Source organism: Cyanobium sp. LEGE 06143 (assembly GCF_015207535.1).
Taxonomy (GTDB): domain Bacteria; phylum Cyanobacteriota; class Cyanobacteriia; order PCC-6307; family Cyanobiaceae; genus NIES-981.
Genome location: NZ_JADEWP010000060.1, coordinates 1 through 12,516, shown reverse-complemented (window position 1 = coordinate 12,516; position 12,516 = coordinate 1). Strand labels below are relative to the sequence as shown.

At 68.0% G+C, this 12,516-nt stretch carries 15 protein-coding genes and 1 pseudogene; 8 read left to right on the top strand and 8 right to left on the bottom strand.

Features of this window, described 5'->3' with window-relative positions; translation table 11 throughout:
* Positions 1-2,008 (bottom strand): S8 family serine peptidase (locus IQ216_RS06100; RefSeq protein ID WP_193814764.1); only part of this gene is annotated, 2,008 nt, incomplete at its 3' end.
* Between the two features lie 136 nt (positions 2,009-2,144).
* Here IQ216_RS06100 and IQ216_RS14445 point away from each other — a divergent pair.
* Entirely contained in the window at positions 2,145-2,273 is a 129-nt protein-coding gene (locus IQ216_RS14445) for a hypothetical protein (RefSeq protein WP_255510583.1), read from the top strand.
* A complete protein-coding gene (locus tag IQ216_RS06095; RefSeq protein WP_228007202.1) occupies positions 2,270-3,025 on the top strand; it encodes a polysaccharide deacetylase family protein in 756 nt (251 codons plus the stop codon). The genes IQ216_RS14445 and IQ216_RS06095 overlap by 4 nt, the downstream gene beginning before the upstream one ends.
* On the opposite strand, the gene IQ216_RS06090 is transcribed toward IQ216_RS06095, so the two are convergent.
* From IQ216_RS06090 to IQ216_RS06070, 5 genes are all read right to left on the bottom strand, one after another.
* The gene (locus tag IQ216_RS06090) at positions 2,941-3,342 is read right to left on the bottom strand and encodes a DUF1801 domain-containing protein (RefSeq protein WP_193814762.1); all 402 of its coding nucleotides are present in this window, start codon (positions 3,340-3,342) and stop codon (positions 2,941-2,943) included. The genes IQ216_RS06095 and IQ216_RS06090 overlap by 85 nt on opposite strands.
* A 33-nt stretch (positions 3,343-3,375) precedes the next feature.
* A complete protein-coding gene (locus tag IQ216_RS06085) occupies positions 3,376-4,116 on the bottom strand; it encodes an esterase/lipase family protein (RefSeq protein WP_370566631.1) in 741 nt (246 codons plus the stop codon).
* 26 nt (positions 4,117-4,142) lie between these two features.
* Complete coding sequence (locus IQ216_RS06080) at positions 4,143-4,556, bottom strand: hypothetical protein (protein ID WP_193814761.1); 414 nt, start codon at positions 4,554-4,556, stop codon at positions 4,143-4,145.
* A gap of 44 nt (positions 4,557-4,600) precedes the next feature.
* Complete coding sequence (locus tag IQ216_RS06075) at positions 4,601-4,750, bottom strand: DUF3721 domain-containing protein (RefSeq protein ID WP_228007206.1); 150 nt, start codon at positions 4,748-4,750, stop codon at positions 4,601-4,603.
* Between the two features lie 361 nt (positions 4,751-5,111).
* Positions 5,112-5,285 carry a conjugal transfer protein TrbI gene (locus IQ216_RS06070; protein WP_193814760.1) on the bottom strand — a complete coding sequence of 58 codons (174 nt, stop codon included), beginning with the start codon at positions 5,283-5,285 and terminating at the stop codon, positions 5,112-5,114.
* Positions 5,286-5,421: 136 nt separating this feature from the next.
* Here IQ216_RS06070 and IQ216_RS06065 point away from each other — a divergent pair, with 136 nt between their 5' ends.
* Entirely contained in the window at positions 5,422-6,504 is a 1,083-nt protein-coding gene (locus IQ216_RS06065; protein ID WP_193814759.1) for a class I fructose-bisphosphate aldolase, read from the top strand.
* 60 nt (positions 6,505-6,564) lie between these two features.
* Positions 6,565-6,744, top strand: coding sequence for a beta-lactamase family protein (locus IQ216_RS06060; RefSeq protein ID WP_228007201.1), 180 nt, complete (start codon positions 6,565-6,567; stop codon positions 6,742-6,744).
* Here the strand turns inward: IQ216_RS06060 and IQ216_RS06055 are convergent.
* A complete protein-coding gene (locus tag IQ216_RS06055) occupies positions 6,734-8,020 on the bottom strand; it encodes a NupC/NupG family nucleoside CNT transporter (protein ID WP_193814757.1) in 1,287 nt (428 codons plus the stop codon). The genes IQ216_RS06060 and IQ216_RS06055 overlap by 11 nt on opposite strands.
* Positions 8,021-8,198: 178 nt before the next feature.
* Here IQ216_RS06055 and IQ216_RS06050 point away from each other — a divergent pair, with 178 nt between their 5' ends.
* Positions 8,199-8,819: a serine/threonine protein kinase gene (locus tag IQ216_RS06050; RefSeq protein WP_370566630.1), complete on the top strand. Its 621-nt coding sequence runs from the start codon at positions 8,199-8,201 to the stop codon at positions 8,817-8,819.
* Here the strand turns inward: IQ216_RS06050 and nadA are convergent, their stop codons facing one another.
* Positions 8,820-9,752: a quinolinate synthase NadA gene (gene nadA, locus IQ216_RS06045; protein WP_370566322.1), complete on the bottom strand. Its 933-nt coding sequence runs from the start codon at positions 9,750-9,752 to the stop codon at positions 8,820-8,822. It abuts the gene before it with no gap.
* 314 nt (positions 9,753-10,066) lie between these two features.
* Here nadA and IQ216_RS06040 point away from each other — a divergent pair, with 314 nt between their 5' ends.
* The 3 genes and pseudogenes from IQ216_RS06040 to IQ216_RS06030 all read left to right on the top strand — a co-directional run.
* The gene (locus IQ216_RS06040) at positions 10,067-10,948 is read left to right on the top strand and encodes a TIGR04168 family protein (protein ID WP_193814755.1); all 882 of its coding nucleotides are present in this window, start codon (positions 10,067-10,069) and stop codon (positions 10,946-10,948) included.
* Positions 10,942-12,018 (top strand): hypothetical protein, encoded by a 1,077-nt coding sequence (locus IQ216_RS06035; protein WP_193814754.1) that lies wholly within the window; start codon positions 10,942-10,944, stop codon positions 12,016-12,018. The genes IQ216_RS06040 and IQ216_RS06035 overlap by 7 nt, the downstream gene beginning before the upstream one ends.
* 201 nt (positions 12,019-12,219) lie before the next feature.
* Positions 12,220-12,516, top strand: a pseudogene (locus IQ216_RS06030) (endolysin); the annotation flags it as partial.

Below are 12,516 nucleotides of genomic sequence, written 5' to 3'. Positions count from 1 at the left end.
GCACCGAGCCCACGGCGATCGCCTCCTCCAGATTGGCGGGATCGCCGATCGAGAGATCGAAGGAGCGGGTGGAGCTGGCGCCATTCACCACGATGTCGCCGCTGCCCTCGTTGCCGGCGGCCAGCACCACCAGCACGCCCTGGCGCAACAGCCGCAGCAGCGAGGCGCACAGGGGCGAATCGCCGCAGCCGAAGCTGGCCGGATCGAAGGCGCCCCCCAGGCTCAGATTCACCCCCTGAATCGCCAGACGCCGGCTGTTCTGGTTCTGGTGCCAGATGTGGTCGATGGCCTTGAGGATCCAGGCGTCGTAGCCGCTGCCGTTGTCGGCCAGCACCTTGTAGGTGGCCAAGCGGGCCCTTGGTGCCATGCCCAGCATCTCGATTGGCTCTGCCCCCTCAGCGCCGCCAGCAAGGATCAGGCCCCCGGCGATCACCCCCGCCACGTGGGTGCCATGGCCGTTGGGGTCGTTACCGCTGGCGGGCTGCACGGCGCCGCGGCTGGTGCAGTCCCAGTCGGCGGCGATGCTGCCCCCAGCGGCGAAGGCCGGGTTGTGGAAGTGGGGATGGTGGCGGTCGATGCCCGTGTCGAGCACCGCCCAGGTGATGCCCTGGCCGCAGGCGTTGTAGCCGAGCTGGGCGGTGCGGGCCTGCACGGTGTGGATCGACTCGCGGATCAGGGCGCGTTTCTTGCTGTTGCTGAACATCCGGTACACCGCCGGGGAGGCGGCGCCGTAGTGCTGGCTCAGGTCGCAGGCCAGGGTCTCCACCTCGGCGCGGTTGAGATTCACCGCCACGTAGTGCTCCAGCTGGTCTTCCAGAAACACCGTGTCGGCCGTGATCGGTTCCTTCAGCACGTGCTTGTCGATCCAGGCCAGCACCGAGTCTTTGGTGCCCTGGAGGGAGTGGTCCCGGTTGTCGTTCGCGGCGCTCTGGTCACTGGCCACCGGGCTGCGATCCAGCAATTCGATCAGCACCGGCACCCGCTTGCGGGCGTCGTCATCGAGGCTGTCGGCCAGGTTGCGGGCCACGGTCACCGGGCTCACGGGCTGGAAGCGGGAGCGATCCACCGCGCCCATCACCGTGATCTGGGTGTCGCGGCGGCTCAGGTAACGGCTGGCGGCGTGGGCCTTGCTGGGAGGCCACACCAGCCCCTCCACCCGTTCATCCAGCACAGGGGGTTTGCCCTTGGCGCTGTATTCGTCGGCCAGGGACTGATCCAGGCACACAATGTCGCCATCCTGGGCGATGTTGACCCAGCGCTTCACTGCGACGGGGATCGGTAGCTGTTTGCCGTGCCACTTGTGCAGCACGTCGGTCACCTGGGGCAGACCCAGGGGAGAGCCGATGGTGAGGAACAGGTCCACCTCCAGGTCGGGCCGCTCCTGGGCCAGCTCGATCAGGGCCTGGTAGGTGACCATGCTGCCCTGGCTGTGGCCGATCACCACAAAGGGGCCGCCGCCGGTGACCACCCGGTCCTTCACCGTCTGGACCATGTGGCTGCGCTTGGCCTTGTTGAACAGGAAGTCGTTCACGTCGGCCATGAACACCTTGGTGAACAGGGCCGTGACCGGGCTCCACAGCCCCTTGGCCTCCATCGACAACGCAGCAGGCCCTCCCAGGGGTGCGCCTTGTTGGGCTGCCGTGAAGGCGGCCTGCTGCAGCTGCTCATCCAAGGCCTCCACAAAGGCCTGGGAGTCTTCCGGCGAGTCGCTGTGGCGGATCGAGTCCTCCAGCAGGCGCTCGGCCTGGGGCTGCAGCAGCCCGTTCTCCGCGCCGACCGCCCGGATCGACACGCCCGCCGGCTGCGGGTAGCGCTCGCGGTCCACCCAGTAGGCCATGCGGGTGCGCTCCCCCTGGTCGGCCCCGAACAGCGCCTGGTCCCACTGCGAGCGCAGCTCCCGCTCGGGGGGCATGTTCGAGATGCCGTGGCAGTAGATCACCGTGCGGGCGGCGGCCGCGGTCGTGCTGGCAGAGGTGCTGCGGGCTTTGGGCTTTTTGGGGGCGGTCATGGCATCGGAGGGAAGGGATCGGGCCGTTGCTGCAGCCATGGCGTGAGGGCTCGCCGCTCCTCGTGCTGCCGCCCCTACCGCTCTAGCCCGAAGCAACGTCTGCAACCTGCGGCCTGCTCCGGTGTCATCGTTCTTCGTGATCTCTCGCTGGATCGGTCCGGCCAGCGGCGGCGACCTGGCCCTGCTGGAGGTCACCCAGGCGATCAAGATCCTGAGCGGCTCGCGAGGATGGGGGCTGAGCCGGGAGGCCTTCCCTTGCTGTTGAGCGTCGCTCTCACCCTGGCTGGGGTGCTGCTGGCCGTGGCGGCGCTCCTGCTGGCGCCCTCGCTGCTGATCCGCGGCCTGCTCGCCCCGCTCAACCCGGCGGTGGTGTTCTGCGGCCCGGGCCGGCAGAAGCGGCTGGCGCTCAGCATCGATGACGGCCCCAGTGGTCCTGGATCCCAGGCCCTGCTTGAACTGCTCGAGCAGCTCGCTGTGCCGGCCACCTTCTTCTTGATCGGCTCCCACTTGGAGCGTGACCCTGCCTTCCCCCGGCTGGCCCTGGAACAGGGCCACGACCTGGGCAACCACCTCTGGCGCGATGCCTGCGCCGCCAAGCTGGCGGAGGGGCCCTTCTGGCACGAGCTCCAGGCCACCGAACGGCTGATCGAGCGGGCCGCTGCCCCCGAATCACTGTCCTGGCGCTGGTTCCGCCCGGGTCAGGGCTGGTTCCACGGGGCCATGCTCCAGAGGCTGGCGTCACGCCGCTACCAGCTGGTGCTGGGCTCGATCTTTCCCTGGGACACCTTCCGGCCACCGCTGGGTTTCGTGCGCTGGTTCGTGCGCATCAACGCCCACCCCGGCGGCATCCTGGTGCTGCATGACACGCCGGCCCTGAACAGCCGCACGCGTGAGAGCCTGAGCTGGATCGTGCCGGAGCTGCGTCGGCGCGGTTACCGCTTCGTGCCGCTCGCGGAGCTGCTCGATCCAGCCCCGGCGGCCTCATCTGCTGCAGCCTCAAGAGCCAGCGGCAGATAGACCGCCAGCTGTTTGCCGGTGATGTCCTGAACAGTCCGGAGCTTGAGGTGGCGCCGGCCCTTGCCTGCCCCTTCCAGGAAGCCGGCTGCATCGTTGATTCTGGCGCCCAGGCTGAATTCCACCGAAACGTGCTCTTTGTACGCAAATACACCAGCAAAGGGGATGGTGGATGTGAACATGATGCCTCCGTATTTCACTTCTTCCGCAAGGGGCTTGATGGTTGACTTGACCAACTCCCGGACTGCCTCGACGAGGCGGAACTGCTGCTCGTCAAGCAGCTGAATGTCTTCCAGAAGGCTTTGTACTGTTCTGGCCATGGTTGGGGAATCTGGTTGCAGAGTTGTTGAGTGTCAACGGGGTAGGCGGCTCAGCGCCCTGCGTCGGCGGTTAGAAGCTGAGAGGACGAAACGCTGCCTGCTACGGCCACCAACGCTCCACCACCTCCGGGCTGCCGTACCAGCTGGGCCCGAAGGCGCCGCCGTGGGCCACCCCCGGCAGCACCAGTGGGGTGGAGCCCTCCAGAAGAGCCGAGGACACCGGCACCAGGCCATCGCCCCGGTCCTGGGCGTTGCCGCTGCTGTTGCGGTAGGCCGTGGCGCCAGGCGCCAGGCCAGCGGGGTGGCATCGTGCAGATTGAGGTCTCCAGCCACCGAGCAGTAGCGCACCTGATCCGCGAAGACTGATCCCGGCAGACGCCGCCGCACCATCTGACGCAGCACGGTGGCCTTGCGGGCGGTGTGGGGGCTGCCAAGCATCACCAGCGTGTCGGCCAAGGCCTTGCCGTTGTAGCGGCGACCCTGGAAAGGGGCGTCATCCAGGAACAGCCGCAGCATGATCCCGCCGGAGCTGTGGCCCACCAAGGTGACCCGGCCGGTGGGGGAGCCGGCGGCCAGCTCGGCCACACTGCCGGCGACCCGATCCAGGATGCGGGCCCAGGCGAAGGCGAACACGGTGAGCAGCCATTCCGGTTTGCCCACCGCCACCAGCCGCACCGGTTGGCCACTCAGCTGCTCAAGCCTTGCCCGCATCGGCTCGTAGGCCTGCGGGCTGATCAGAAAGCCGCCGAGGATCACGATCGGCTGGGGGGGCATGGGTTTCATGGTGCCCGGCTGCTGATTCAGTTCTCTGGGTGTTCGCGGCAGGGCATCCAGAGGGAGCCCATGGCATGGACACCTTCGCAGCCGAGCTCCATGGCTTTCTGCTCGGCGGTTTCGCGGCTGGGGTAGGCGTCAAGGTTGGCCTTGCCGTGCTGATGGTGGTGGTGAACCTCACCGCTCTGGCCCCCCAACCGGTAGGGCCCCATGCCCTCCATGCCCGCCCACCACACGCCCATCACGTTGACACCGGCAATCACGATGCCCATCCCCACCACGGAGGCATTGACCACCCCCATCGCCACGGCACCGATGCTCAGCATCCCCATCGGTACCACCCCGATGCTCACCACACCCATGGGCACGATGCCGATCGAGATGATGCCCAGGGGGGCGATGCCGATGGCCACAATCTTGGGCTTGCCTCCGCAGCCCATCGGTGTGCTTGTGGATGGTGAACCGGATGGAATCTGATCTGCCATCAGTGAGTACCAGCCGGATGAGATGGGCTGCCGGATGTTTCGCCATGGCTGGCACAGGGCATCCACTGGTTTCCCATTCGATGAGCCCCCTGACAGTTGAAGGCCTTGGCGGCAGCCTCCGCCTCCGCCCTGGTATTGAAGATGGCCATCTGGGCTCCATGACCTGCGGGCTGGGCCTCAACGGGAACGCTGCCGATTGCAGCCATCAGGCACGTCATGGTTGCGAACGATTTCAATCGATGCCGTTGGGGGATCATGGCTGAAAGAAACATCAGTCCATCATGGCAGATGGCGTGATCGGGGCGTTGCATTGCTCGTGATGTTGATCGGGTCAGCACGGTGAACTGAGGTGCATGCTCCACCCCAACCCCAAGCCATCACGTGCCTCAACATCTGTACAGTTTGCAATCAGAGCCTGACCCACAACTCCACCCACCACGGCTTGGATGTAGCCATGAAAGCTGATGAATTTAAAGCTCCTATTCCAGCTTCAGCCGCCGACGGTGCAGCTCAGGAGCCGCAGGCACAATCGCAGCCGGCGCCTGAGGCGGCATGGCAGGGCTCGTGGTTCGGGTGTCCGTTGGCGCAGGCCTCACAGCAATAGGAGAGGTTGTTGCGCACCACGGCCTCGCCGGCCGGCACCAGGCAGCTGCAGCTCGGGCAGGCGCAGGGAAGGGGGGCCATCACAGAACTCCACGGGATTAACCCTGCGCTAGCACAACCCGGAGTGCCCTGCCACATCCGGCGTTGACACCGCCCCTGGCTCTGCCTAGCCAGAGGGTGGAGCCATGGGGTTCCGCTGTTCCCCGCGCCTAGATCCATGAGCCTCGAGAACCACCGCGATGAACTGGCCACCACCGCCTGCGCCCTGGCCACCCCGGCCAAGGGACTGCTGGCCGCCGATGAATCCACCGCCACGATCGGCAAGCGCTTCGCCGCCATCGGTGTGGAGAACAGCGAGGACCATCGCCGTGCCTACCGCAGCCTGCTGGCCACAACGCCCGGACTCGACGAGCACATCAGTGGCGTGATCCTCTACGAGGAAACGCTGTACCAGGACAGCGTCAGCGCCGAAGGCACGCCTGGACCGCCGATCGTGGACCTGTTCGCCAACCAGGGGATCGTGCCCGGCATCAAGGTGGATCAGGGATTGGATTCCCTGGCCGGGGGGCTTCCCGGCGAGAGCTGGTGCACCGGTCTCCAGGGGCTGCAGCAGCGATCGGCGCGGGCCTATGATCGTGGGGCTCGTTTCGCCAAGTGGCGCGCCGTGCTCACGATCACGGCGGAGGGCGCTCCATCGGAGTTGGCGGTGCGCGAGAACGCCTGGGGCCTGGCGCGCTATGCCCGCAGCGTGCAGGAGCAGGGGCTGGTGCCGATCGTGGAGCCGGAGATCCTGATGGACGGAGGTCACGACATCGAGACCACCGCTGCGGTGCAGGAGTGGGTGCTGCGCACGGTGTACGAGGCCCTCAGCTCCAATGGGGTGTTCCTGGAGGGCAGTGTGCTCAAGCCCTCGATGACGTTGCCGGGCATGGGCTGTGCCAGCCCCCCCAGCCCGGATCTGGTGGCGGAGTTCACCCTGCGCACCCTGGAGCGCACGGTGCCGGTGAGTGTGCCGGCGATCCTGTTTCTCTCAGGCGGGCTGAGCGAGGAGGAGGCCAGCGTGTACCTCAATGGCATCAGGCGGGCGATCTCACCGGCCCCCTGGCACCTGGGCTTCTCCTACGGCCGGGCCTTGCAGCAGTCGTGCCTGAAGCACTGGGCCGGCCATGACGTGGCTGCGGGCCAGGAGGCGCTGCTGGCCAGGGCCCGGGCCAACGGCCAGGCAGCCCAGGGGTTCTATCGGCCCGGTTCCGAACCCTCAGACGGCACACCGCTGTTCGAGGCCAACTACAGCTACTGACGTTGTCGTTCCTGTGCATCGTGCGCGTCACGATCGATGGCAGGGAAGTGGCCCCTCGCCATGAAATTCCGCAATTGCGCCGGCGCCATCGCCGATCTGGCCACCCTGCTGCTCCAGCTCGTGGACGAGAACAGGGTGAACCTCGATGACAGGTTCTCCGCAGAGTTGCCGTTGATTCAGAATGCCGATCGGGACACGCTCGGCCAGCTCGCCTGGATGACCTCCGGCTTCAGGCAGTGAGAGCCAACCCCGTGAATCCCCCCAGCAACCCCGCCACGGCTCCCGTGAGCAGGCAGGCCAGGGTGGCCGCCAGCAGCGCCCGCCAGGCCAGCTTGCCCACCACGCCTTTCTGCTCCGGGGCCAGGGCACACAATCCACCCACAAAGATCCCCAGCGAGGGAAGGTGGGCAAAGCCGCAGAGGGCGTAGGCGAGGATCACCACCGAGCGCGGGTCGCTCCAGGTCCCGGCCTCGAGGCTGGCGGCCAGGCTCACGAACGACGGCACCTCCGTGGCCACCAGGCGCAGAGCCAGCAGTTCAGAGGCGGCCAGCGCATCGGCCGAGGGCACGCCAATCATCCACACAAAGGGAACAAACACCCAGGCCAGCAGCGATTGCAGGCTGACCTGGGGCTGGCCGACCCAGCTGCCGAGCCAGCCGATGCCGGTGTTGGCCAGGGTGAGCAGTCCGACGAAGGCGATCAGCACGGCGGTGATTCCCAGCGCCAGCTTCAGGCCATCGTTGGCTCCCTGGGTGATGGCCTCCACGCTGCTGCCGCAGCGGTCAGCCTCCGCCAGCACCGGCAGCAGCCCACACGGCTGAAGCTGCGGCTGCGGCTCGGGCACCAGGATGCGCGCCATCATCACCGCCGCCGGCGCACTCAGCAGGTTGGCGGTGATCAGGTGGCCGGCAATGCCGGGAAAGTGGGGTTGCAGCACTCCCACGTACAGCCCCAGCATGGTGCTGGCGATGGTGGCCATGCCGGCTGTGAGAACCACCGCGAGCTCATGGGGCCGGGCTGCGGCCAGATAGGGCCGGATCGTGAGCATCGATTCGATCCCCACGAACACATTGCTGGCGGCCACGGTGGCTTCCACCCCCGTGATTCCCAGACTGCGGCGGAAAAAGCGGGCCAGGCGCTGGATCACCCGCTGCATCACCCCTAGGTGGTACAGCAGGGCCGTGAGGGCCGAGAAGAAGATCGCGATCGGGAAAGCCTGGAACGCCAGGATCAGGCCGAGGCTGCCCTCTTCCCCGCCGGGCACCGCCAGCGGACCGAACACGAATTCCGCCGCCGTGCGGGCCGGGGCCAGCAGCGCCACCACGGCTCCATTCAGCCAGGAGAACACCAACCGTCCGATCGCCGCATGGAACAGCAGCAGGCCGAGGCCCAGCTGGGTGGCCATGGCGACCCCGATCAACCGCCACGGCGTGGCCCGCCGATCCTGGGAGAAAAGCCATGCCACCAGAATCAGCAGCAGGATTCCCAGGCTGCTTCGCACGGCCTGCCAGACCATGGTGGTTCCCATACCGCTGCGAATGGGCGCAAACCTACTGGCCCATCGGCCTCCGGGCCCGGCAGCGCTTCCAGCGACCTGAACGGGCCTGGTTCCCGCCCCTAGCCTCTGGTGCTCCGCCCAGGGTTCGTGCCTCCCCGCAGCAGCCAGCCGGATCCCTGAGGATTTTCTGGACCTGGTGGAGGCTGAGCTGCTGCCACGGCTTCTGATCCTCATCCCTCACCCCCATGACCCCGTGGTGGTGGAGCAGCTGCCCGCGCCCTGGCGCAGCCTCGGCAGCGGCAACTATGCCGCGGTGGTGCACCATCGCTACCATAGCGAGCTGGTGGTGAAGGTGTATGCCCCGGGTCGCCCGGGTCTGACTCGGGAGGCCGAGGTATATCGCCGCATCGGCACCCACCCAGCCTTCTCTGTCTGCAACCACGTGGGCCAGAGCTACCTGGTGCTGAAGCGCATGCACGGCACCACGCTCTACGACTGTGTGCGTGAAGGGGTGCCGATCCCGCTGCAGGTGATCCTCGACATCGACGCCGCCATCGCCTCCGCCGAGAGCCGCGGCCTGCAGGGCCACGATGTGCACGGCCGCAACGTGCTGCTGCACCGGGACCGGGGCCGGATTGTGGACATCTCCGACTTCCTCAATCCCCACCGCTGCGATGCCTGGCGCGACCTGCGCCGGGCGTACCACCTGCTCTACCGCCCCGTGATCGCCCCGCTGCGTCTGCGGGTTCCCACCCCCTTGCTGGAGCGGCTGCGGCGCGGCTACCGCCTCTACCAGCAACTGCGATCTCGGGCCTGATCAGCGGCTCATGGCCAGCATCTTTTCAATGGGCGCCAGGGCCCGCTGGCGCAGCTCCTCCTCCAGCTCGATCGCCGGAGCCATGCTGTGCAGGCACTGCCACAGCTTCTCCAGGGTGTTCAGGCGCATGTAGGGGCAGGCGTTGCAGCTGCAGCCATCGGCGCCCGGCACCTCGAAGAAGGCCTTGGCCGGCACCCGCTGGCGCATCTGGTGCAGGATCCCAGGCTCGGTGAGCACGATGAAGTCCGGCGCCTCGCTGGCCGCCGCCCGCTCCAGCAGGCGGCTGGTGGAGCCGATGAAGTCGGCCAGATCCAGCAGGTGCTGCTGGCATTCGGGGTGGGCCAGCACCTCGGCTTCGGGGTGCTCCAGCTGCAGTTGCAGCAGGGCCTGCTCGCTGAAGGTTTCGTGCACCATGCAGCTGCCCGGCCAGAGGGTGAGCTCACGGCCGCTCTGGTTCTGCACCCAGCGGCCCAGGTTCTGATCAGGGGCGAACAGGATCGGCCGGTCGGCGGGCAGTTGGCGCACCAGATCCACCGCATTGCTGCTGGTGCAGATCAGGTCGCTCTGGGCCTTCACCGCCGCCGAGCAGTTGATGTAGCTCACCACCAGGTGCTCGGGGTGCTCGGCCCGGAAGGCGGCGAACGCGTCGGCGGGGCAGGCATCGGCCAGGGAGCAGCCCGCCTCCAGATCCGGCAGCAGCACCGTCTTGGTGGGATTGAGGATCTTGGCCGTCTCGGCCATGAAGTGCACGCCGCAGAACACGATCACATCGGCGTCGGTGGCGGCGGCCTTGCGGGCCAGCTCCAGGGAGTCGCCGATGAAGTCGGCGATGTCCTGCACGGCCTCCTCCTGGTAGTAGTGGGCCAGGATCACGGCATTGCGCTGGCGGCGCAGGGATTCGATCGCCGCCGGCAGTTCGTTGGCGGCCGGCACATGCGGCGCTGCGGCTGCCTGGCCTGGCGAGCGGCGGGCTGAGTTGTGAGCTGCCGTGAACACCAACCGGGTTCCCCATGGGGCTGGATCAGCCAGCCTAGAGAGTGCAGTCAGCCGCCACTGGTTTCGGCCTGGCCAAGAACCAGCCGTTCGATCGCCAGCTCGCGGATCATCTGCACGATCGCCCCTCATTGGCCTTGCCAGGGCGTGCACCCGCAACTGCTTCGAGGCGTACGGATGTGTGTGCTGTGGGCGCCCCTGAAAACCAAGCGGCACCCCTACTGGCCAGGATGGGCCCGCCTAGGTAGTGGTGGATGCCTGTTCTGCGTCTGGCCGTGGTGGGAGATCCCCACGGCGCCTGGGATCAAAGCGATCACAAGCTGCTGGAGCTGCTGCGCCCCGATGCGGTGCTGGTGGTGGGTGATCTCAGCGATGGCTGCCCCGAGATCCCGGCTCGCCTGAACCGGCTGCCCCTGCCCCTGGCCTGCGTGCTCGGCAACCACGACGCCGGCAGGGATGCCTCAGGCCGCACCCTGCTGCGCCAGATCGCCTGCCTGGGGGAGCTGCACTGCGGCTGGGGCCTGCGCCAGCTGGAGCCGCCTGGGGTCGCCGTGGTGGGTGCCCGCCCGGGCACCGCCGGCGGTGGCTTTCACCTCTCCCGCGCCGTGCTGGCGGCCTTCGGGCCGATGACCCTCCAGGACTCCGCTGATCGGATCACTGCCGCCGCCCTCGCCGCTGACCCGGCCCTGCCCCTGGTGCTGCTGGCCCACTGCGGCCCGGCGGGCCTGGGCAGTGGCGTCGATGACCCCTGTGGTCGCGACTGGAAGAAGCCCGCCTGCGACTGGGGCGACCAGGACCTTACCCTGGCGATCCGCCAGATCCGGGTCCATCGTCCTGTGCCCCTGGTGGTGTTCGGCCACATGCACCACGCCCTGCGCCGGGGCCAGGGCCATCGCCGCAGCCTGGCGGTGGACCGCGAGGGCACTATCTATCTCAATGCCGCCTTTGTGGCGCGCCACGGCCACGACCTGGCTGGTCGCGCCCTGCGCCACTTCTCCTGGGTGGAACTCGAGCCCCTGGGCGGCGGCGGTGCCCTGGTGCGCCGGGCCAGCCACCACTGGTATGGGCTCAATGGCTGCCTCCACTACGAAGAGGTGCTGCACCAAGCGGCTCCGGCTCCGGCCGTGCCGTGCTGATCTACGCCTGCATCAGTGCCCATGGCTTCGGCCACGGCTCCCGCAGCGCGGCGGTGCTGGCGGCACTTCAGCGGCTCAGGCCCCACTGGCGGCTGGTGCTCTCCACCGCCCTGCCGCCCTCCTTCCTGGCCACGGCCTTTGCGCCGCTGGCCGTGCAGCACCGACCCTGCCGCTGGGATGTGGGGGTGTTGCAGGCCGACGCCCTGGGCTCCGATCCCGCCGCCACCCTGGTAGCCCTCGAGCAGCTGGAGGGCCAGCTGCCCGCCCAGCTGGAGCGGGAGGCGGCCTGGCTGCGGGCCCAGGGGGAGCCCGTGCTTGTGATCGGTGACGTTCCTCCGGCGGCAGCCCTGCTGGCCGAGGCGGTGGGGGCCCCCCTGATCTGGCTGGCGAGCTTCGGCTGGGATGTGATCTACCGGCCCTTCGGCGGCCCCTTTGAGGCCTGGGCCGAGCACTGCCTGGCCCTCTACCGCCGCGGCGATCTGCTGCTGGAGTGCCCCCTGGCCATGCCGATGCCCTGGGACATCCCACGCCGCCGCATCGGGCTGACAGCCGGCGAGCCCCGCCTGGAGCTGGAGGGCCTGGTGCGGCAGCTGCAGCTGCCGGACGAGCCGGACCGCTGCGCCCTGCTCACCTTCGGCGGGATGGGCCTGGCGCTCGATCCCGCCCTGCTGGGCCTCTGGCCCCAGTGGACCTTCCTGGGCCACGACCCTGCCCTGGCTGAGGCGGACAACGGCCGGGTGCTGCCGGCGGAGGTGCGGCCCCTGGAGCTGATGCGCCATTGCTCGCGCCTGATCACCAAGCCGGGCTACAGCAGCTTCTGTGAGGCCATGAGCCAGAACGTGGGCATCCACCTGGTGCACCGGGATGGCTTCGCCGAGGCGCCGGTGCTGGAGCAGGCCCTCAGGCGCCACGGCCAGCACCGCCTGCTCAGCCGCGCCGACCTGCTGGCGGGCCGTTGGCAGCTGGATCAACCCCTGCTGACGCCTTCCGGCCAGCCCCTGCCGCAGGACGGTGCCGGCAGCGGAGCCCTGGCCATCACCGAGCTGGCGGAGCAGCGTGGCCTGGGCTGATCAGCAGATCCGATCGTTGACGCCGGCATCATCGGCTCTGCTGTTACTCAGAAGCGGGCAAATTCGCTCCCTCACAGTGTTTTTAACTGTTTGGTGCTGTCAATCACCTGAGTGGACGCTTGTGCGATTGGCCCTGATAGCAACAGTTTCGGGCCAGCGGTCGCCAAATTGCTGCCCGTAATGTTGTTTTCGCATTTGGTTTTGTCCTTCGCCAAAACAACGAACGCTCTGCTGGTCGCATCGTTCTCCCTGCTTGCCACTCCCCTTGCCCTGCTTGAGGCTCGGCCCGCCCAGGCCACGGCCACGACCCTGGGCACGGTGCTGAGAACCGGCAGCCAACCGCAGCAACGCCAGGCCCAGCCTCAGAAGCAGCCCACGCAGGTGCTGCCCCATTCCCTGGCTCTGTCGGTGCCCCTGCCGCCCCCGACCGCCCGGGTGTTCGCTCTCACCCCCGAGCGCCGGGCTCTGCTCAACACGATCCGCTTCGCCGAAGGCACC